This window comes from Periweissella beninensis (assembly GCF_016908275.1).
Taxonomy (GTDB): Bacteria; Bacillota; Bacilli; order Lactobacillales; family Lactobacillaceae; genus Periweissella; species Periweissella beninensis.
Genome location: NZ_JAFBDN010000005.1, coordinates 57,276 through 78,580 on the forward strand (window position 1 = coordinate 57,276; position 21,305 = coordinate 78,580).

Sequence of the window (21,305 nt, forward strand, 5' to 3'; positions counted from 1 at the left end):
TATTCAAATTATAGTTAGTTAATAGTAGCTAAAAAGGCATGGTTATTGCGAAATTAACCATGTCTTTTTTAGATAAAAAGTAAAGTTAAGCATAATTTACTTTAAAATACCAGCTTTATTAATTAGGTGGGTAATTGCATCAACAAGAATGCCACAAAAGAAGCCAATTGAAATAAAGCGAATGATTAATAGTGTTAGTAACATACCTAAATGATAGCTACCATAACCATTTGCATACAAATCCCAAGCAAATGTAACAATAGTAGAGGTTAAAGTTGATAAAAATAAACCAAAGCGATTCCAGGCCTTGTAACCAGTGAATGCAAATCCTAGTTCAGAACCAATACCTTGAATAATACCAGAAAGAATCGTTGAAGCCCCCCATTGTGAACCAATCGCCATCTCGGCAACCGCAGCAAAAACTTCGCCTAATGTTGTTGCACCTGCTTTGCGGAGTAAAAAGCCAGCCATTGGACCAGCCATTAGCCAAGCGCCAATCGTTATGTCATTAGCAAAGGGTTTTAGTGGAGTTGCAGCAATTGCATTATAGACAAATGCCCAAGCCCAAAAAATGAAACCAAAGAAGATCCCGATTAACGTGAGTAAGATGACGTCACGTAAGCGCCATCCCCCTGGTTTTGATGTTGTTTGCATATTTAAAGCCTCCTATTATGATGTATGAATTAACAGTCAGTTTATTGGAATAAAAAAGCCGCCACTTCAGTTGAATACAATTGAAGAGGACGGCTAGCATATTATAAATTGCTAAATAAAAAAAGTGTCGTATCTCCCTTCGCTAGTATTAGCTAGATCAGGTTCAATGGGTAATATCTCAGCAAAAAGCACCCCAGATAACTTGGCTATTATTTCTAATGTATGATAGCAATATTGCTACAAAGTCAGTATAAACTAAAAAGTTATTTTTGTATAGAAATTTTTTTTATTATTAACTTTTTAAAAGTATGCTAAAATTTATAAGAATAATGAAAGAGATGGCGTTTTTAATGAATGAGTGGATATATAAAGTTGTACTACCAAAGAACCAAGCAGCAATATCAATTAAAAATCAATTAATTGCTTGGTATATACCGCGGCGCTTACGCGGCAGTTTACGTATGCGTAAAGCGATTCGCTTAAATGGTATTAATCAACCGGTATCAACAATTTTACAGCCCAATGATCAATTGGAACTTTTATTCATAGAAAGTGATTTTAAAGTACCTATATCTAACTATGTTATTGATAATGCCGTTAAAGTAGATGTTTTGTATGAAAATAACGATTTATTAGTAATTAATAAACCAGCCGGGTATAAAACACATCCTAATTTTACTGGTGAAACAGGGACAGTGATGAATTTTGTTGCCGCTTATTTAGCCCATAAACAGCAGGTACCCTACATGGTTCATCGGCTAGATTTGCCGACCTCGGGAGCCTTAATTGTGGCTAAAAATCCGATTGTTGTTCCAATTTTGAATCAAATGATTGCGGCTAAAATTATTGAAAGAACATACCTGGCATGGGTTAATGGGGTGGTTCGGGCCCCTAGCGGAGTATTAAGCCAACCAATTGGTCATGATCCAGCTGATCAAAGAAAACGTAAAGTGAATGGCGTTGATGCCCAACCAGCTATTACCTATTGGTATCAGGTGCAACAAACATATCAAAAAACCTTATTACGGTTGCAATTAGCAACGGGACGGACCCATCAATTACGAGTCCATTTACAAAATTGGGGTCATCCAATTATCGGCGATCCACTATATGAAAAAACCCTTAGTTATCAAAGAATGCTGTTGCATAGTGTAACAGTTAAACTTTATATACCATTTTCAAACAATCTACAATTTGTTAGCGCACCATTACCACACGACTTTCCAATAAATATATCGGTTAAACTGGAGTGAATCATGAAAATTATTAATGATACAAATTTAAATTCAAGCGTTGCAGAGGGGTTGACTCTAGTTGATTTTTGGGCTGATTGGTGTGCACCATGTAAAATGATGAATCCGATTTTAGAACAATTAGCAAAAGACTATGATGGACAAATTAATTTTGGTAAAATTGATGTTGAGAAATATCCACATTTGGCAGAAAATTATAAAGTAATGAGTATTCCATCACTTGTGTTATTTAAAGATGGTCACGCTTTGGAAAAGGTGTCAGGTGTATATCCAAAAGGCAAACTGACACAATATCTAAATAAAAAATTGGCTGAGTATCAAAATTAAAATAATAAATAATATTTTAAGCTTATTTGCATGTAAATGATGTGTTACAATTATAGTGCTGTTTTTAATAACGAAATGGAGTTTTTTACTGAAAAATGAAGGAACAAAAGAATGAACCGAGATGGTTCACGGTTATGAAGGTTACAGCCCCATTAATGCTTAGCTATTTACCTATTGGAATTGCGGCGGGGATCTTATTAAAATCCGGTGGTTTTGCTATTTGGATGATTGTTTTATTATCAATTGCTGTTTTTTCAGGGGGCGCTCAGTTCATGATTGCATCAATGCTCATGACATCTACCCCCGTATGGACAATAACGATAATGCTATTTTTCCTAGAATTACGGTATGTGCTCTTAGGTACGAGTTTGTCGAAATACTTAAAGAAAGCAAAGCAACCATTTATTTTACAGTTTTCGGCATCAATGAATGATGAAAACTATGCGGTGAATTATTTGAAATTCTCAACCGATAAATATTGGACACCAAAAGATGCCCTCGGTGTTGAGTACTATTCCTTAGCTGCATGGACAATTGGTAATATTATTGGTGGTATATTAGGTTCAACAATTACAATTGACTTACCGATTGTGCATTTTGCATTAACTGCAATGTTTTTATACATGGTGACAATGCAAATTAAGCGCAGAATTTTATTCTTCCCAGTTATTATTTCAGCAATTTTATCAATTACGATAGTAGTTGCCTTAAAGAGTACGTTGGGCTTGATTATTGCAACCCTTTTAGCTGCCACAGCCGGCTACATGTTAGAAAAAAGTATCAAAAAACGTAATGTTAAAAGCCCGATGTTATCAAAAATTAAAGGGCCTAAAAATACACATGAGAAATTACATTCTGTAAAGAACGTTAAGGACTAATTGAGGAATTTTTAAAATGGATACAGAGTTAAAACGGCATTTAATGATAGTTGGTTTTGGGGCAATTGCAGCGTTTATTCCGCGCTATTTTCCAATGCTATTTTTTACGACACGAAAAGTACCAGCATGGTTTAATGAATGGATGAATTTTGTGCCAGTTTCGTTGTTTACAGCTTTAATTGCAAAAGATATTTTTGTAACTCATGATTATCAAATGACTTTTAGCAACTTTAATATGATGTTAGCAGCCATAATTGTGGTGATTGTCGCGTACTATACCCATTCAATGCTATTATCTGTTTTGTCAGGTTTAGTTAGTGTTTGGGGTTTTGCCCTGTTATTAGCAACATTTGGGCTTTAAACAGTTAGTAAGTGCTGATGGATGGCTTTTTAGCCAATAGGATGGCCGAATACGTTTAAGTGAAAATAAATTTAAAAATAACTATCACTAATCGAATTTAGGGGTAGTTATTTTTTGCTAGCGACAAAAATTGATGATAATTGCTTGCATAAATTAGGTATTGGTTACTGCTAGAGATGGTAGCGTAATGCTATGTTGTTTTATTCTCTTTTTATTTTGATGTGCGTAATTGTCAAAAATTATGTATAATGAAGAAGAATAAATCTATCAAAATAAAAGAGGTAATTATCCGCATGGCTAAATTAGTGTTAATTCGTCACGGTCAAAGTGAATGGAACTTAGAAAACTTGTTTACTGGTTGGGTTGATGTTAACTTATCAGAAAAAGGTGTTGAAGAAGCAAAGAATGCTGGTCGGTCATTAAAGGCTGAAGGGCTAGAATTTGATTACGCATATACTTCAGTATTGAAGCGTGCCATCAAGACTTTGCATTTTGCATTGGAAGAATCTGACCAACTTTGGGTACCAGAAACTAAAACATGGCGTTTAAATGAACGGCACTATGGTGCATTGCAAGGCCAAAATAAAGCTGAAGCTGCTGAAAAATGGGGTGCTGATCAAGTTCATATCTGGCGTCGTTCATACGATGTGTTACCTCCTCTTCAAGCCGCTGATGCAGAAGGTTCGATTGCTAATGATCGACGCTATGCTGATTTGGATGCACGGACTGTACCAGCTGGTGAAAACCTAAAGGTGACATTAGAACGGGTAATTCCATTTTGGCAAGACGAAGTTGCACCTAAGTTAAAAGATGGTAAAAACATTGTGATTGCGGCGCACGGAAACTCATTGCGGGCCCTAAGCAAGTATATTGAAAATATTTCAGATGATGATATTTTAAATCTTGAAATGGCTACTGGGGAACCAGTTGTGTATACATTCAATGAAGCACTAGAAGTGACTGATAAAAAGATTCTTACAAAAAATAAGGATTAATAATAACGTAACAATAATGCGTTATTATTAATTGAGCCATAGTTAATTTATAGCTAGCCAAGGTAATTTATTGGGTAGAATTATAGATTGATTATGGCTTTTTATGTCATATTGAGTTATTTTAGGGCCCTTTTATTCATATTATGTGAATAAAAAAATAATAAAAATGTTATTAAATCAAAGTAGTTACTTAAAAAAAAGTAAAATTGTGATAAATTGAGCTTTATTTTTTTGATAAAGTGGCATACAATTAAGCGTGTTAAGAAAAATACTTAAATAATGTGAGGAATTTAAAATGAAAGCAGCTGTTGTTCGTGAAACTCCAGATGGATATGTAGACTTAATTGATGATTGGAAGCCAGCTACATTAGGCTTTGGTGATGCCCTTGTCGATGTTGAATACTGTGGTCTTTGTCACACTGATTTACATTGTGCTAATGGTGATTTTGGTAATCCTAACGAGATGGGAACACGTAATGGGGCTTTCCGCCGCGTAATTGGTCATGAAGGAGTAGGTCGCGTTGCTAAACTAGGTGAAGGTGCATCTGACTATCTAAAAGTTGGTGATCGCGTTTCAATCGCTTGGTTCTATGATGCTTGTGGTGTTTGTGATTTCTGTGTATCAGGTAATGAAACATTTTGTCGTAAAGTACGTAATGCAGGATATACTGTCGATGGTGCAATGGCTCAACAAGTGATTGTTAACTCAAAATATGCAGTTAAAGTACCAGAAGATTTAGATCCTGTTGAAGCATCTTCAATTACTTGTGCTGGTGTCACAATGTATAAATCATTGAAGACTGGGGAAGCGAAACCAGGTGAATGGGTATCTGTACATGGTGCTGGTGGTTTAGGTAACCTAGCTGTTCAATATGCACACAACGTTTTTGGTGCCCATGTGGCTGTTATTGATGGTAATGATGATAAATTAGCTGCTGCTAAGGCTAATGGTGCTGAAGTTTTAATTAACCGTAAAAAAGTTGATGATGTAGCTGCTGAAGTGCAAAAAGCCACTGGTGGTGTACATACTGCGCAAGTTACAGCAGTTAACGCAGCGGCTTTCAATCAAGCGGTAAATTCACTTCGCCCAATGGGTAAATTGGTTGCTGTAGCGCTACCACAAGGTGATATGGCGTTAAATATTGCTAAAACGGTACTTGATGGAATTGAAGTGCGTGGATCATTAGTTGGAACACGTGCTGACCTTAAAGAAGCATTCCAATTTGGAGCTGAAGGTAAAGTTAAGCCAATTGTTGAAACAGTACAATTAACTGACATTAATGATGTGATTGACGAAATGAAAGCCGGTAAAATTACTGGTCGTAAAGTTTTTGATTTTACAACTCTTTAAGATTAATAATAAGCGTATCGTTAAAAAAGAGTCTCGGCTAAATGTTCGAGACTCTTTTTTGGGTTCAAAAAGACAGTTTTTGCTTATCGAAAATAGTATGCTAAAATTAACTTGAATAGAGAGAATGGAAGGATAATTATGAAATTTCATCAATTGACTAGTCATGAACGGCTAGCCCAGTTAGTAGATAAGCATTTAATCGATGAAAATGATGCGACATTATTAAATACTAGTTACAGTTCAATTCATGAAAAAATGATTGAAAATTATATTGGTAACTACGCGATTCCTTTAGGTCTATTACCTAAAATAACTGTTAATGGAACGGATTATGTTATCCCGATGGCGACAGAAGAACCTTCCGTGATTGCAGCAGCAGCAAATGGAGCCAGAATGTTTAGCTATGGCACAGTTACAGCTCAAGCGATAAATCGCGAAATGATTGGCCAAGTATTAATGCATGATATCGAATTTGTGGAATTTGAACAGTATGTCATTAAACACGAATCATTACTAATTGCATTGGGGAATGCAGCCCATCCAAGCATGCAAAAGCGCGGTGGGGGGCTTAAAAAAATTACCGTTCGTAATTTAGGTGATAAAATGGTTTCGTTGGACCTACTTGTTGATGCACAAGAAGCGATGGGTGCTAATACGGTTAATACCATGGCTGAAGCGATCGCCGTCTACTTACGGGATAACGGGTTTAGCCAACAAGTTGATTTAGCAATTCTATCTAATTTAGCGACACAAGCGTTAGTTGAAGTTCGAGTTTCATTACCATTTAACGCCGTAGAAAAAGTCGGATTTAGGAATGTAGAAATTGCGCAAAAAATTGCTCAAGCTAACTTATATAGTCATATTGATCCATATCGAGCGACAACCGAAAATAAAGGAATTATGAATGGAATTGATGCAGTGGTGATGGCATCAGGTAATGACTGGCGTGCGATTGCGGCTGGTGCCCATGCATATGCGAGTTATGATGGTAAATATACTAGCTTAAGTAAGTGGCAAGTGATCGATGATCGGCTAGAGGGTAGTTTAACAATACCATTGCCGGTTGGAATTGTAGGTGGTTCGATTGGAATCGTTCCGTTAGCTAAGGTTAATCAAAAATTATTAAAAGTTACTACAGCTAAAGAACTAGCCTGTGTGATTGCAACGGTTGGGTTAGCACAAAATTTAGCAGCGCTTAGAGCATTAGTAACAAATGGTATCCAAGCAGGGCATATGCAATTACAATTAAAGTCGTTAGCCTTGGCTGTGGGGGCAAAACCGACCGAAGTAACTGAATTAGTACAAAGGTTAGCCAAAATGCCCTTAAGAAATACAGAAACAGCGCTAAAATTATTAAAAGAAATGAGAAATTAAATGAGTGATATTCGATTAGGGACAGCAGCTAAAGAACTATTAGATCAAATTAATCAAATGTATCCAGGGGAAGTTTTAGTGCGCTTTGGAGATACAAAAAGTGGCTATGTACGCCACGATCAAGCGACTAGAGATGCTCTTGGTTCAAGGATAGTAGTGCAAGTTACCGATGTGACGGCACCAGATTATACGGCGACGCATGAATTAATGCATATCTTATTGCCTTTAGTGGGCTTTCCGCAAATCTTTTTCCACGGTTCATTTGGAGATGAAAAACTGGATGAACAATTAATGATTATGACTACAAGTTTGTATAATGTTATTGCACATGAAGTTGTGGTTACTGAACAACGTAGGCATCATTTAATTAATGAAACAGTAGCAAAACAGTATGCATTAGGCGTAGCGACAACATTAACTAAAGAAGATAACGGAAATGATGATGAAGCAGCCTTACGGTTATTGATATTACTAGATGCGTTGGTTTTTTATGCTGATGATATGCATAAAACTAAATATTTAAAACAATTTAAAAATGATTATCCGATTGCGTTTAAGGCAGCTACGGCAATTTATAAAGATGTCTTAGGGAGCACAATTGATTCACCATTTACGATGCACCGCGCAATTGTCAAATTATTTAAGGCCTTTGATAAGCAAATGCTAGAATGGGACATGCCTAAATTACACAGTACTGAATTTGTTACGGTTTCAAGTGTGCTTTCACAAAGACAGCTACGGATGCAAGTCCGGCAAATATTTGAAGTATTCCACTCAGAAATGCTTGATAAGCAAACGGGTGAACGAGCATATGTTGGTTTAAATCGAACAACCCGGCAAAACTCATTTGTATTATCAGTTCCAGATGAAGCAACTGGGGGCTCGACTGAATGGTTTAAGCAACTATATGATATGTCGGTTGAAGAATTATTTGATAGTTTGGCATTACCATATACGATCCGGGAAGTAGCAGAAAGTTAACGCAAGGGAGTTTAGTTAAGATGATAAATGATACGGTACAAAGTTTATTTGATAATGCTAAAAAGATAGTATTTTTAACAGGTGCAGGTGTGTCAACTGCATCGGGAATTCCTGATTATCGATCAAAAGGTGGTTTATACGATCAGAAAGTCCGGCCAGAGTATTTACTAAGTACCGAGGCACTAGCTAATGAACCAGCTAAAATGTATCAATTCATCATGACAAATATGTACTATCCAGAGGCCAAACCCAATGTTATTCACGAAAAAATGGCTGCTTTAACTAAGCAAAAACGTGCTAAAATTATTACGCAAAATATTGATGGATTACACCAAAAGGCCGGTGTTTCACCGACCGATTTAATTGAATTTCATGGCAATATCTATGATTTGTATACGATCAAAAGTCATCAGAAAGTTGATTATAAAACATATCAACAGAGTATGGTTAGTCAAAATGGTGAATTAATTAGGCCTAATATTACTTTGTACGGTGAGATTCCGTTTATGGTTGAAAGCGCCATAAAAGTAATGCAAACAGCGGACTTAGTGGTTATCGTAGGAACGAGCTTTGTAGTCTATCCATTTGCCGGTTTAATAGATTATGTGAAGGGAGATGTGCCCATTATGGCAATTAATCAAGAATACATTACGACTGCACATCATATCGAACAAATTATTGGAGATGCTAGTCAATTTTTTACGGAATTAAAAATTAAGTAAGTAATTATATTTTCAATATTAAAAAAAGAGGGTGTTCCATACCAAGCTAAGTAAAGCTGGTATGAAATGCTCTCTTTTTAAAGCAGTTTGGTGGTATTAAATGCCTTAATTAAGAGGCCGTTCAATATATATTACATGTGTCTAAAATTTATTAAAAGTTATGATTAACAATCAAATCTTTGGGAGCTAAAAGCCGACTTTTAGCGATAATTATTGCGACCTCTTCAGGTGATTCAGGATTTTCCTTTTTAACCCAATGAATTACGATACTAAATAAGCAATCAACTAATAATTGAATGGTATAGTCCGTCGGAAGTGCGTTATTAAATTGACCATGGTTGGCCGTGATGGTAGTAATAAAGACATTTTCAACTAATTTTTTAATTTTAGCTAACAATTCAGGGTTTTCAGAACTTAGGATTAGAACCCGAATAGTTCGAATATTTTGATAAATATAGTTAAGGACATTTGAAAATGACAAATAAACATTATCAAGGGAATCACTTTTAAAAAATATTTCATTGTAAATAGAAGTATCACTAATTTTACTTTGAAAATCATTCAGGATATTAGTATACAGTTCAGTTTCAATTTCAACTAATAACGCATTTAAGTCTTTATAGTTAATATAAAAAGTTCCACGACTCAAATTAGCATGTTTAACTAATTGGCTAATTGATACATTCTTAAGGCCATTTTCCTCAATTAATGTGATAAAAGAATTTTTTAATTTTTGCTTAGTTTCTAGAACCCGTTCACTTTGTTTCATAAAAATAGCTCCTCGTTAAAAAAATAAACACATTGTTCAATAATATATATTGCGTTCATTAAATAAATATTATAAACTATTTTATAGATTAATCAAAGGATGGCAGAGCGAAATGGGAATGATTAAAAGCGAATTTAGATCAATTAAGTCTAATCGCATAATCATGATGTCATTATTAGCAATTGCGTTTATTCCCTTTTTATATAGTATTTTCTTCCTAAAGTCAGTTTGGGATCCATATGGAAGTACTGGGGATTTACCAGTTGCGGTAGTGAATAATGATAAGAGTGTAAAGTTTAACGGTAAAGAAATTACAGCTGGTAAAGATTTAGTTAAGCAATTAAAAACAAATAATAAATTGGATTGGCATTTTGTATCAGCAGCAAAAGCTAAGCAAGGCATTGAGAATAAAAAGTATTACGCGGTGATTACAATTCCAAGTAACTTTTCAAAAAATGCGGCAACAGTTTTAGACAAAACGCCTAAGAAAATGTCGTTAGATTACAAAACCAATGATTCTTTAAATTATATTGGTAGTGTTATTTCGCAATCTGCAGCTAAAGAGGTTAATACACGAGTTAGAGCAGCGATTACTAAGTCGTATGCGAAAGTAATGTTTGCTCAAATTGAAACTGCTGGTAAGGGATTTGATACGGCCGCTAAAGGTTCGAAAAAGTTAAATAAAGGTTCAAATAAGTTAACAACGGGCTTAAAAACATATACAGCTGGCGTTTCGAAGGTAAATAAAGGTGTGATAACTTTATCGGCTGGTGTGAAACCATTGAGTACGGGTGTTGCAAAACTTTCAAATGGTTCAGTCCAATTAACGAATGGTCTCGCGACGTTAAATCAAAGTACGGGAACTTTAGCAACTGGGGTAAACAAATTAGCAACTGGCTCAAGTACACTAAGTAGTGGAGTAAAAACGTATACTAATGGTGTAGCAAGCGCTAATACGGGAGCACAACAATTAAATAGTGGTTTATCAACCCTAAACCAAAGTACCGGGACATTGGCAACCGGCGTTAATAAATTAACAAGTGGTTCAAACACATTAAGTAGCGGGGTAAAAACGTATACTAATGGTGTAGCAAGCGCTAATACGGGAGCACAACAATTAAATAGTGGTTTATCAACCCTAAACCAAAGTACCGGGACGTTGGCAACTGGCGTTAATAAATTAACAAGTGGTTCAAACACATTAAGTAGCGGGGTAAAAACGTACACTAATGGTGTAGCAAGTGCTTATAAAGGAAGCCAACAATTAAATGCCGGATTACAAAAAATGCAAGCCGCAGTACAAGCTAGTGACACTAAAGATAAAAAGAGTCAATTAGCACAATTACAAGCTGGGGCAAAACAAATAGATACTGGATTAAGTACCTTGAAAACTGAAGTTGCTGGTGGAAATGCTGAAGTTACAGCTAAGCTGACTGATATTGGGACAGAACTTGAAAGTATTAAAAGCGATTTGACAGATGTGCAAACTAAGATATCTAAAAGTTTAGCGACAACATTACCGGCTGATTTGAAAGCTTCATTGGTAAAAATCAATAATGATAAAAAATTAAATTTAACAAGTGACCAACTAGCAGCTATTTCGGCATATATAGCTGGCGGTGTCGCTACTGATGTTAATAAGGCGATTACAAATGCATTAGATGCTGCGGTTATCAAAGACTTAACTACTAGGCTGACAAACATTGGCAATGATGCAGCAAGTACTGGTGCGAGCCTAAAAACAGCTAATGCAAAACTAAGTTCAGGTGTTGATAACTTATATACTGGTTATCATGATCAGTTATATCCAGGTATTACTAGTTTAACGACTCAGGTGGGGGCGATGTCTACCTCTGTAACGGCCTTGGCAACTGGTGCTAGTCAATTGAATGCTGGCTTGGCACAATTAACGGCTAATAGCAGTCAATTAACAAGCGGTGCAAGCCAACTTTCAAGTGGCTTAAATCAAGTTAATAGTAAAGTGCCAACATTGACTAGTGGGGTTGCTAAATTAGCAAGTGGTAGTTCACAACTAGCAAGTGGTACAGCTAAACTAACAGCTAATAATGATCAATTAACAAGTGGTGCTAGTCAACTTTCAACTGGGTTAGGACAGTTAAATAGTAAAGTGCCAACATTGACTAGTGGTGTTGCTAAATTAGCAAGTGGTAGCTCACAACTAGCTAATGGGACAGCTAAATTAACAGCTAATAATAATCAATTAACAAGTGGTGCTAGTCAACTTTCAACTGGCCTAGGACAGTTGAATAGTAAAGTACCAACATTGACTAGTGGTGTTAACAAGTTATATAGTGGGTCAACGAGCTTATCAAATGGTTTGAGTCAATTAAATAGTAAAGTGCCTACGTTAAGTTCAGGGATCACTCAATTAGCAAGTGGAACTAATCAATTGAGTGATAATTCAGCAACGCTTGTTAATGGTTCAAGTAAAATTACTAAGGGGACGAAGCAATTAAGTTCAGCCCTAGCAACTGGTGCAGCTAAAGTTAATGGGATTAAGTTAACTAATAAAACAGCTGATATGTTCTCTTCACCAACCAAGCTCCACCATTCATATTATTCTTACGTTAAAAACTATGGGCTTGCTTTAGCACCATATGTTCTTTCGTTAGCCTTGTATGTTGGAGCCTTGGTCTTTAACTTTATTTACCCAATACGACGCATAAATATGTTAGGTCAATCAGCAACTGCTTGGTTCCTAAGTAAAGTGTTAATTGGTGGGGTGATGGCTGTTGTAATGGCTGTTGTTCAAGTTGGTTTAATGTTTGTTGGTGGAATTGAAGCACAACATCCAATTCAAACTTTCTTAGTGGCAATTGTCTTTGCCCTTACATCAATTTATATTGTCATGTTCTTATCAATGACGTTTGATAATCCAGGACGATTCTTAGGAATGGTATTGTTAATGTTACAACTTGGTGGTTCAGGTGGGACATTCCCAATGCAACTAACCAATGGTTTCTTTAATGCAATCCATCCATTCTTACCAATGACATATTCAATTTTAGCATTGCGGCAAACGTTAACTGGTGGACTAGGCGGTCAACAAATCGAACAATCAATCATAATAATGTTTGTATTTATGATTGTTGCGCTTGGATTACTATGGTTGGGGATGCATCATCTTCAAGCCAAACGTTTAAAAAATGATTGGGAAGAAACACCTAAAGAAGCATAATAGCGATTGATAGTTCTATTAATTAGCACCTCACACAGGGATATAGCAATATATCTTGTGTGGGGTGCTATTTTTACGAAATAATGATGGTGTATAATGGGTCTTAGTTGTTGAAAATTATTTTTGTTATAATAATCTTTAGTAAGGAAGCTCGCTATGTTTGAAAAATCAAAATATTCGCAAATATTTTTTTGGTCGCTAGAGGTATTAATAGTTGCGCTGTTTATTTTTGTATGTACAAAAATTTCATTTTTATTTTCACCCATTGGCATATTTATTCAAACAGTATTTATGCCAATTTTAATTTCAGGATTTTTATTTTATTTATTAAACCCGATCGTTGGGTTAATTAAAAAAATTAAAATAAAGAATTTTAAAATGCCACATACATTAGCTGTCGCAATTGTCTTATTAGTAATGTTCTTAGGTTTAACAATTGTAGTCTTAGCCGTTGTCCCTAACTTAGTGACGCAAGTAAGCCGTTTGTTAGTAAATTTACCAAATTTTACCACTGATTTACAAAAGCAAATGGATGTAATTACTAGCAGTAAATGGATTAAACAGGCCGGTGTTAAGATTGATCTTAAATCATTAGAGGGTTCTTTTGGTAAATACGCACAATTATTTCTCTTAGGTACAGCCAATGGCCTAGGCACTGTGATAGCTAAAATCACAAGTTTCACTGTGACAGCAATAACGGTACCGGTAATGTTGTTTTATATGTTAAATGATGGGCATAAGTTAATGCCTACCATTAAAAAGTTATTTCAAAAAGATAAAGCCGATAAGGTTGAAGAATTATTAGGCCAAATGTCTAAAACTATTTCACAATATATCGACGGTCAAGTGATTGAATGTTTGTTTGTGGGTGTATTTACAAGCATTGGTTATTTTATTATTAATCAACCGTATGCATTACTTTTAGGAGTGATTGCTGGGATTGCCAATATTATCCCATATGTCGGACCGTATATCGGTATCTTTCCAGCATTAATCGTAGCGATAACAATTAATAATTGGCAAATATTATGGGTGATTATCGTAGTGATTGTGGTACAACAAGTCGACGGTAACCTAATTTATCCGAACATTATTGGTAAGACTTTGAAAATCCATCCGCTTACGATTATCATTATTTTATTAGCGGCCGGTAATATTGCGGGAATTGGGGGAATGATCCTTGCAATTCCGTTTTATGCAGTTATCAGAACAGTAGTGGCTTATGCGTGGCATATTTGGCAAGTCCAACAAATTACAAATGATACGGAACCTAAAATTTAATGAATTAAAAACGAATTATTTTTTATTTATTGTAGAAAATAATTCGTTTTTTTGATAAGTTATAAGTGTTATTTAACGTAAACTAAATAAAATGTGGAGGAAAACATGACAAAATTTTCAAAAAAAGCATTAACAGTAGCGCCTTCAGCAACAATGCAAATGACAGCTTTAGCTAAAAAGATGCAGCATGAAGGACAAAATGTAATTAATTTAAGTGTCGGCCAACCTGATTTCACAACACCCAAGGAAATCCAAAAAGCAGCGATAACAAGTATTGAAACGGGTCAAGCAAGTTTTTATACAGCCGTAGACGGATTACTAGAATTGAAAAATGCAATTAGCAAACGGGTGTTTGAAGATACCCACTTTAGCTTAGCTTCTGATAATATCACGACCACAACTGGTGCGAAAATGGCTTTGTATGTCTTATTTCAAGCATTATTAGAAGAGCAAGATGAAGTTTTATTATTAGCACCTTATTGGGTCAGTTATGAAGAACAAATAAAATTAAGTGGTGCTAAGGCAATTGTTGTGAAACCAAGTGCAAGGGATTTCAAAGTAACAATTGCAGAGTTGGAAGCTAAACGCACCATCAAAACACGCATGTTAATCATTAATTCACCACAAAATCCAAATGGAACAGTATATACAGCAACTGAACTTAGCAATATTTTAAAATGGGCCCGCAAGAATGATATTATCTTAGTAGCTGATGAAATTTATAAGAATTTAGTTTTCAATGGTACGAAAATGACGTCAATTCTTAATAATGTTGATAATTTAAAAAATCTGGTAGTTATTGATGGGGTTTCAAAGACATATGCAATGACAGGATGGCGTTTAGGCTATTTAATTGCAGATACCGAAATTATTCAACATGTTAGGGCGTTATTAGGGCATATGACCTCAAATCCAGCGACTGTAACACAATATGCAGCAATTGCAGCCCTAAGTGAAAAGCAAACGTCGGTGGCTGAAATGCGACGGGTATTTGAAAAACGGTTAAATTTGGTATTTGATCGATTGGCGAAAATACCAGAAGTTGAAATCAGTGAACGACCAAGTGGAGCGTTTTACTTATTCCCGAAGGTGACCAAACTAATGAAGCTAGTTGGTGTAACAACTAGTAATGAATTAGCAGTTAAGTTGCTTAAAGAAGCTTTTGTCGCAACTGTACCTGGTGAGGCGTTTGGGCTACCTGGCTACATACGGTTGTCATATGCGGCTAGTGAAAATGATTTAGAGACAGCTTTAGCAAGAATTGAAACATTTATAGAGCATTATCGTTAAAGTAAGTGGACACCCAAATTATTAAAATGGCTCAAGACAGGATAAAGGATAATTAAATTTGAAAAAGGACTGAATTGTAGAAATTCGGCCCTTTTTTGTTTGGATTACCATGATATTGATTAAGAATAAATAAAAACAAGTGGTTGGCAGCCAGGTTTATTTAGTTTTTTGTAATTTCAATAAAATGTTTTTGTAAGCATATTGTAATATAAGAAACGTTAATGTTATAATTTAGAAAAGAAAGTAAAAGGGGATTAAGGCTATGAAATTATCAAATAAACTTGTTAAAAAAATACTAGTTGGTATCGTGGTAGTGTTAACTTTAAGCCTTGGGGGGGCAAACATTAGCGCAGCCCAAAATCAAAAAATTATAAATGCTAAGCAAGCTTTGCAAATTGTGTTAGTAAATAAACATGTGCGTAAAAATCAACGTAATATCTATTTGGTTGACAAAATTAATAAAAATCAATATCAAGTTGAAATACGAAACCAATATCATGGTAATACGAATTTAATTGGCTTATACCGAATTAATACTAACACGCATCGGATTATAACTTTTCGATTTAACGAATAGCTAAAAAATTTAGTAGTAATACTAATAAATGGCATAGGTAAATTAAGTTTAGTGAGATCTTTATCGAATTTTAGTCAAATGATTAGCTTCTAAGGGAAGCTAATCATTTTTTTGTGTTTTAAATATTAATAAAAAATACTAAACATAATAAGAATTATTATTCAGTATTTTAACAATACTTATATAAAATAAATATTATTTAAAAACAGATATAATATAACTATAATTTTAAAAAACATTTAAGATAAGCTTGTTATTATGCATTTATTCAAGCTATACTCTTTGATGTTGATTAATAATAATGAATTAATCTTGGGAAAATTAAAGATTTTATTTGGGGGATAATAATATGGGTGATAAGATTTGCCGCAAAAAAATGCATAAATCGGGAAAGCAATGGCTTGTAGTAGGATTAACGGTAGCAAGTGTTGTGATGGGTGTTACGACACAAACTAATATTTTAGCAGATAGTAAAGCTAGTGATACTACAGATATAGCAGAAAAAACTACAGCAAAAATTGGAACCGATACCATAAAGAGTATCACTGATAATAGTGGCGTAACTAGTACAGAAAATTCGAGCAGTAGTGCAGCCAGTGCCAGCAGTAGCGCAGCCGATGCCAGTAGTAGCGCAGCAGTGAGTAGTGCAGCCAGTGCCAGCAGTAGTGCAGCAGTGAGTAGTGCAGCCGATGCCAGTAGTAGCGCAGCAGTGAGTAGTGCAGCCAGTGCCAGCAGTAGTGCAGCAGTGAGTAGTGCAGCCGATGCCAGCAGTAGCGTAGCAGTGAGTAGTGCAGCCAGTGCTAGCAGTAGTGCAGCCGATGCCAGCAGTAGCGTAGCAGTGAGTAGCGCAGCCAGTGCTAGCAGTACTGCCACCAGTAATAATAAAGATAATCTGAATGCTAAATTACCTGATAATCAAGTAATTAAGCAAAAAGATACGGTTCAACTCAAGAAGTTAAAAAATCTTAAAAGTGGAAGATATATTACTACAAAAAACGGGCTAATTAATTATCGGCAAACTAATGGAAAATTGGTTAAAGGTTTAGTAAAAATAAATGGACATGTGCAATACTTTGATCAAAAGGGAAACCAAGTAAAAAATAAAATTATTAAGATTAAAGGTGTTAGTTTGTTTTTTGATAAAAAAAGCGGTAATTTAACTACTGGTGTTATTAAAATTGCCCAAAAAATAAAGGCATTTAATTCTAGCACAGGACAACAAGTAGTTAGTGCATTTTATAAGGATATAAAAAGGAATAAGTATTATTTTGATACAAAAGGTGATGCTAAGATTGGGTTAACAAAAATTAATGGTGCGCTTTATTATTTTGATAAGAGCGCCCATTTACGGACTAATTATAGTGCTGTGCTAAATGGCCAAGTGTTGTATTTTAACAAGGCTGGTAAAGCAATTGATGATAATACGTTGACAATTAAGCAAGGACTAACAGTTAATAATAGTGATTATACGCAACATAACCAAGTGTTTGATACTACAAAGGCATCAGTTGAAAATGTTGATACATACCTAACTGCAGCGGCTTGGTATCGGCCAAAAGAAATTTTAAATGATGGAACAACTTGGACAGCATCGAATAGTAATGATTACCGTCCAATTTTGATGAGTTGGTGGCCAGATACGCAAACCAAAGTCAATTATTTGAACTATATGAAAGACTTAGGGTTTATTAATAACAATACAGATTTTAAAACCGGTGATACCGAGGATTTATTAAGGCAAGCAACTGAAAGTGTGCAAGCAAACATTGAAAAAAAAATAACAAAAGATAAATCGGTAACTTGGTTACGTAGTGTTATGGATACTTTTGTTAAAACCCAAGTACAGTGGAATAGTGATAGTGAGGACTTAAATGATGATCATTTACAAGGAGGGGCCCTATCGTATATTAACAGCCCCTTAACGCTTGATGCTAATTCTGATTTTCGATTAATGAATCGGACCCCCACTAATCAAACAGGTAAACAAGCATATACAACTGATAATTCTTTAGGAGGCTACGAATTATTATTAGCCAATGATGTTGATAATTCTAATCCAGTGGTACAAGCTGAAGATTTAAATTGGTTATATTATTTGTTAAATCTAGGTACTATTTTAAAAGGTGATAGTGATGCTAACTTTGATAGTGTGCGAGTCGATGCAGTTGATAATGTTGATGCAGATTTATTACAGATTGTTTCCCAATATATGGCGGATGCGTATAAAACAAATGAAAGTGATGCTAATGCCAATGCTCATTTATCTATCTTAGAAGATTGGTCTTACAATGATGCGCAATACCAAAAAGATAATGGGGCAAGTCAACTGACAATTAATAATCATATGCATACGCAGATGATTTATTCTTTAACTAAAGATCCTAGTACACGCTCTTCAATGAAACGCTTTTTAGAGTTTACTGACTATGATCGGTCCAATGATAGTACTGAAAATATCGCAATTCCCAACTATGCATTTGTACGGGCTCATGATTCGGAAGTACAAACGGTGATTGCGCAAATAATTAAGGATTTGTATCCTAATTCAGGATCAGGCTTAATTCCGACTACTGAGGAAATCGCTAAAGCATTTGAAGTGTATAATAAGGATGAAAAATCAGTTAATAAAAAATATACTCATTATAATATACCAAGTTCTTATGCATATATGCTAACATCTAAGGATACTGTGCCACGTGTATATTATGGTGATTTATATACTGATAATGGTCAATATATGGAGACCCAAACACCTTATTTTAAAGCAATTTCTAACTTATTAAAATTACGGGTTAAATATGTTAGTGGCGGTGAAACACAAAATGTTGATGGTAATGATATCTTAACTCAAGTTCGCTTTGGTAATGGGGCGATGAAAGTTACTGATAAAGGGACCAAGGCGACCCGTACCCAAGGAGTTGGGGTAATTATTGCTAACAATCCTAAGTTAATTTTAAAAAAGGGCCAAACAGTTGTGTTACATATGGGAACTGCGCATAAAAACCAATTGTTTAGAGCGGCTATTTTAACAACTAAAAATGGTCTTAAGGTGTATGCATCTGATCAAAATGCACCAACCATGAGAACCAATAGTAAGGGTGATTTAATATTTAATAGTTCAAGCATTTACGGTGTTGCGCAAGTTGAGGTATCAGGTTATTTAGCTGTCTGGGTACCAGTTGGTGCTAGTGAAAAGCAAGATGCGCGGACCAAAGCGACACAGGCTAAAAATAAAGATGGACAAGTACTACACTCAAATGCTGCCTTAGATTCAAATCTAATTTATGAAGGCTTTTCTAATTTTCAAGCATTTGCTAGTAAAAAAAGTGAGTACACTAATGTTAAAATTGCTAAAAATGCGCAACTCTTTAAGTCATGGGGAGTAACTAGTTTTCAACTAGCACCACAGTATAAAAGTTCAACCGATACTAGTTTTTTAGATTCAATTATTGCTAATGGATACGCATTTACTGATAGATATAATGTTGGGCAAGATGGGGCTACTAAATATGGTGATTTAGATGATTTAGTTAACGCAATTAAGGCTTTACATGGTAGTGGCATTCAAGTGATGGCTGATTTTGTGCCGGATCAAATTTATAATTTACCTAATCAACAAGTCGTAGCTGTAAATCGAACGAATGCAATGGGAGATGTTGATCAAAACTCTGATTTACAAAACGTATTATATGCTAGCAATACACAAAGTTCTGGTAAAGATTATCAGAGTATTTATGGTGGTGCATTTTTAACAAAAATTAAAAAGCTTTATCCTGATTTATTTACAACTAAACAAGTTTCGACTGGTAAATCAATTGATGCATCACAAGTGATAAAGCAATGGGAGGCCAAGTATTTTAATGGTTCAAATGTACAAGGTAAGGGGATCGGTTATGTTTTAAAAGATAGTGCCACTGGGCAGTATTTCAAGGTCACTGCAAATTCCGCAGAAACAGCGTTTTTACCATTACAATTGACAAATGAATTATCAAATACGGGTTTTTATAGTAATAGTACGGGGATTGCCTACTATGATACGTCAGGGTATCGTGCTAAAAATGCCTTTATTGAAGGAGTTAATGGTAATTGGTATTATTTTGATAAAGATGGGTATATGATTTTTGGTAGCCATAAAATTAAAGAAAATTATTACTATTTCCTACCAAATGGGCATGAATTACGAAGTTCATTTTTAACTGATGAAAAAAATAACACATACTATTATAATGCAAAAGGGAAACGAGTTGTAAATCAGTATGTAAGTGATGACCAAGGGAATTATTATTATTTTGGTAGTAACGGTAAAATGGTACAAGGGCTAGTAGCGATTAACGATAGCTATCATAAGACACAATATTTTTATGCATCGGGAATTCAGGCAAAAGATGCCTTTATTAAAGATAAAAAAGGCAACATTCGTTATTTTGATAGCGGATCGGGTAATATGCTAGTGGCGCAATTTAAGCAAACGCCGGCTGGTAAATGGATGTACTTTAAAAATAATGGAGTAGCAGCAAAGGGTTACTTAAAATTAGGCAACACCACTTACTATTTTGATCAAAATGGATTCCAGAAGAAGGATTATTATACTGGCAAATTTTATTTTGACAAAAAGTTGGGTAAAAAGGTTGTTAGTAGTTATGTATATACAAATAAACTGACTAGCAAGCACCAATATCATTGGTATTACTTGAATGCACAGGGGGTAGCTAAAGTCTTACAATCAGTAACTAAAAAAGAATTAGTGAATGTGAAAAATAATGCCCGGCAAGTTAAAGTAAGCCGTGATAATTTAAACAAATTATTGCAAAAACTGACCCAAAATTCAGTAAAGAATCATAAAAAAATAAAACTTACTAAGCAACAATTAAGTAAGTTTAAGTTGAAATATCAACGATTAGTGCACCAAAACAAAATTTTAAATAAGCTTTACAAAATAAATACAACAAAACTTACTTTAAAAAATACCAATCGATTAGCTAAAATATCAAAAAAGAAACTTGATACCTTAGCAAAAAAAATTAAGCAAGAACAAAAAAGCTTGCGGAACTTAACTAGTAAGGCGAAGAAAGCTAAATTGAGACTGGTAATCAAAAAGAATCAAAAAGTATTTCAAAAAGAACGTAAAGTGTATGTTAGATTAAAGCAAAAGGCAGTTAGGGTTAATGCCAGTTATAAGCGATTATTGGTAAAAAAGACATATAACCTTTAGAGCATATTAAAAAGAGGCTACGATAAACTAGGAGTTACTTCAAAGAAAAAACTTTGGAATAACTATCGAGTTCATACGGCC

Annotated in this window: 16 protein-coding genes and 1 riboswitch; of the genes, 14 read left to right on the forward strand and 2 right to left on the reverse strand. The window is 34.8% G+C overall.

Annotated features, from left to right (window positions below; all coding sequences use genetic code 11):
• Window positions 1-96 precede the first annotated feature (96 nt).
• Window positions 97-654 (reverse strand): ECF transporter S component, encoded by a 558-nt coding sequence (locus tag JOC59_RS03260; protein WP_205143373.1) that lies wholly within the window; start codon window positions 652-654, stop codon window positions 97-99.
• Between the two features lie 117 nt (window positions 655-771).
• A riboswitch (TPP riboswitch) is annotated at window positions 772-860 on the reverse strand.
• Window positions 861-1,004: 144 nt separating this feature from the next.
• Here JOC59_RS03260 and JOC59_RS03265 point away from each other — a divergent pair.
• The 9 genes from JOC59_RS03265 to JOC59_RS03305 all read left to right on the forward strand — a co-directional run bounded on the left by JOC59_RS03265 (window position 1,005) and on the right by JOC59_RS03305 (window position 8,896).
• Window positions 1,005-1,907 (forward strand): RluA family pseudouridine synthase, encoded by a 903-nt coding sequence (locus JOC59_RS03265; RefSeq protein WP_205143374.1) that lies wholly within the window; start codon window positions 1,005-1,007, stop codon window positions 1,905-1,907.
• Window positions 1,908-2,234, forward strand: a complete 327-nt coding sequence (gene trxA / locus JOC59_RS03270) for a thioredoxin (protein ID WP_375792763.1) — start codon at window positions 1,908-1,910, stop codon at window positions 2,232-2,234.
• A gap of 95 nt (window positions 2,235-2,329) precedes the next feature.
• A complete protein-coding gene (locus JOC59_RS03275) occupies window positions 2,330-3,112 on the forward strand; it encodes an AzlC family ABC transporter permease (protein ID WP_205143376.1) in 783 nt (260 codons plus the stop codon).
• A 16-nt stretch (window positions 3,113-3,128) separates the two neighbouring features.
• Window positions 3,129-3,473 (forward strand): AzlD domain-containing protein, encoded by a 345-nt coding sequence (locus tag JOC59_RS03280; protein WP_205143377.1) that lies wholly within the window; start codon window positions 3,129-3,131, stop codon window positions 3,471-3,473.
• 293 nt (window positions 3,474-3,766) lie between these two features.
• On the forward strand, window positions 3,767-4,468 hold the full coding sequence (locus tag JOC59_RS03285; RefSeq protein WP_205143378.1) for a 2,3-diphosphoglycerate-dependent phosphoglycerate mutase: 702 nt from the start codon (window positions 3,767-3,769) through the stop codon (window positions 4,466-4,468).
• Window positions 4,469-4,763: 295 nt separating this feature from the next.
• Entirely contained in the window at window positions 4,764-5,819 is a 1,056-nt protein-coding gene (gene adhP / locus JOC59_RS03290; protein ID WP_205143379.1) for an alcohol dehydrogenase AdhP, read from the forward strand.
• A gap of 138 nt (window positions 5,820-5,957) precedes the next feature.
• The gene (locus tag JOC59_RS03295; protein WP_239517003.1) at window positions 5,958-7,193 is read left to right on the forward strand and encodes a hydroxymethylglutaryl-CoA reductase, degradative; all 1,236 of its coding nucleotides are present in this window, start codon (window positions 5,958-5,960) and stop codon (window positions 7,191-7,193) included.
• Window positions 7,194-8,174: an IpaB/EvcA family protein gene (locus tag JOC59_RS03300; protein WP_205143380.1), complete on the forward strand. Its 981-nt coding sequence runs from the start codon at window positions 7,194-7,196 to the stop codon at window positions 8,172-8,174.
• 20 nt (window positions 8,175-8,194) lie between these two features.
• Window positions 8,195-8,896, forward strand: a complete 702-nt coding sequence (locus JOC59_RS03305; protein WP_205143381.1) for an NAD-dependent protein deacylase — start codon at window positions 8,195-8,197, stop codon at window positions 8,894-8,896.
• Window positions 8,897-9,047: 151 nt separating this feature from the next.
• Here the strand turns inward: JOC59_RS03305 and JOC59_RS03310 are convergent, their stop codons facing one another.
• Entirely contained in the window at window positions 9,048-9,665 is a 618-nt protein-coding gene (locus JOC59_RS03310; protein WP_205143382.1) for a TetR/AcrR family transcriptional regulator, read from the reverse strand.
• A gap of 112 nt (window positions 9,666-9,777) precedes the next feature.
• Here JOC59_RS03310 and JOC59_RS03315 point away from each other — a divergent pair, with 112 nt between their 5' ends.
• The 5 genes from JOC59_RS03315 (at window position 9,778) to JOC59_RS03335 (ending at window position 21,224) form a co-directional block, all read left to right on the forward strand.
• Window positions 9,778-12,864: a YhgE/Pip domain-containing protein gene (locus tag JOC59_RS03315; protein WP_205143383.1), complete on the forward strand. Its 3,087-nt coding sequence runs from the start codon at window positions 9,778-9,780 to the stop codon at window positions 12,862-12,864.
• Window positions 12,865-13,020: 156 nt separating this feature from the next.
• The gene (locus JOC59_RS03320; RefSeq protein WP_205143384.1) at window positions 13,021-14,145 is read left to right on the forward strand and encodes an AI-2E family transporter; all 1,125 of its coding nucleotides are present in this window, start codon (window positions 13,021-13,023) and stop codon (window positions 14,143-14,145) included.
• Window positions 14,146-14,250: 105 nt separating this feature from the next.
• Window positions 14,251-15,435 (forward strand): pyridoxal phosphate-dependent aminotransferase, encoded by a 1,185-nt coding sequence (locus JOC59_RS03325; protein ID WP_205143385.1) that lies wholly within the window; start codon window positions 14,251-14,253, stop codon window positions 15,433-15,435.
• 262 nt (window positions 15,436-15,697) lie between these two features.
• Window positions 15,698-16,012 carry a hypothetical protein gene (locus JOC59_RS03330; protein ID WP_205143386.1) on the forward strand — a complete coding sequence of 105 codons (315 nt, stop codon included), beginning with the start codon at window positions 15,698-15,700 and terminating at the stop codon, window positions 16,010-16,012.
• A gap of 349 nt (window positions 16,013-16,361) precedes the next feature.
• Window positions 16,362-21,224 (forward strand): glycoside hydrolase family 70 protein, encoded by a 4,863-nt coding sequence (locus tag JOC59_RS03335; RefSeq protein WP_205143387.1) that lies wholly within the window; start codon window positions 16,362-16,364, stop codon window positions 21,222-21,224.
• Window positions 21,225-21,305: the final 81 nt, after the last annotated feature.

Bases quoted from the DNA above. Each gene is read 5' to 3' on its own strand.
- JOC59_RS03260 (WP_205143373.1), bottom strand. From the start codon at position 654: ATGCAAACAACATCAAAACCAGGGGGATGGCGCTTACGTGACGTCATC.
- JOC59_RS03265 (WP_205143374.1), top strand. From the start codon at position 1,005: ATGAATGAGTGGATATATAAAGTTGTACTACCAAAGAACCAAGCAGCA.
- JOC59_RS03275 (WP_205143376.1), top strand. From the start codon at position 2,330: ATGAAGGAACAAAAGAATGAACCGAGATGGTTCACGGTTATGAAGGTT.
- JOC59_RS03280 (WP_205143377.1), top strand. From the start codon at position 3,129: ATGGATACAGAGTTAAAACGGCATTTAATGATAGTTGGTTTTGGGGCA.
- JOC59_RS03285 (WP_205143378.1), top strand. From the start codon at position 3,767: ATGGCTAAATTAGTGTTAATTCGTCACGGTCAAAGTGAATGGAACTTA.
- adhP (WP_205143379.1), top strand. From the start codon at position 4,764: ATGAAAGCAGCTGTTGTTCGTGAAACTCCAGATGGATATGTAGACTTA.
- JOC59_RS03295 (WP_239517003.1), top strand. From the start codon at position 5,958: ATGAAATTTCATCAATTGACTAGTCATGAACGGCTAGCCCAGTTAGTA.
- JOC59_RS03300 (WP_205143380.1), top strand. From the start codon at position 7,194: ATGAGTGATATTCGATTAGGGACAGCAGCTAAAGAACTATTAGATCAA.
- JOC59_RS03305 (WP_205143381.1), top strand. From the start codon at position 8,195: ATGATAAATGATACGGTACAAAGTTTATTTGATAATGCTAAAAAGATA.
- JOC59_RS03310 (WP_205143382.1), bottom strand. From the start codon at position 9,665: ATGAAACAAAGTGAACGGGTTCTAGAAACTAAGCAAAAATTAAAAAAT.
- JOC59_RS03315 (WP_205143383.1), top strand. From the start codon at position 9,778: ATGGGAATGATTAAAAGCGAATTTAGATCAATTAAGTCTAATCGCATA.
- JOC59_RS03320 (WP_205143384.1), top strand. From the start codon at position 13,021: ATGTTTGAAAAATCAAAATATTCGCAAATATTTTTTTGGTCGCTAGAG.
- JOC59_RS03325 (WP_205143385.1), top strand. From the start codon at position 14,251: ATGACAAAATTTTCAAAAAAAGCATTAACAGTAGCGCCTTCAGCAACA.
- JOC59_RS03330 (WP_205143386.1), top strand. From the start codon at position 15,698: ATGAAATTATCAAATAAACTTGTTAAAAAAATACTAGTTGGTATCGTG.
- JOC59_RS03335 (WP_205143387.1), top strand. From the start codon at position 16,362: ATGGGTGATAAGATTTGCCGCAAAAAAATGCATAAATCGGGAAAGCAA.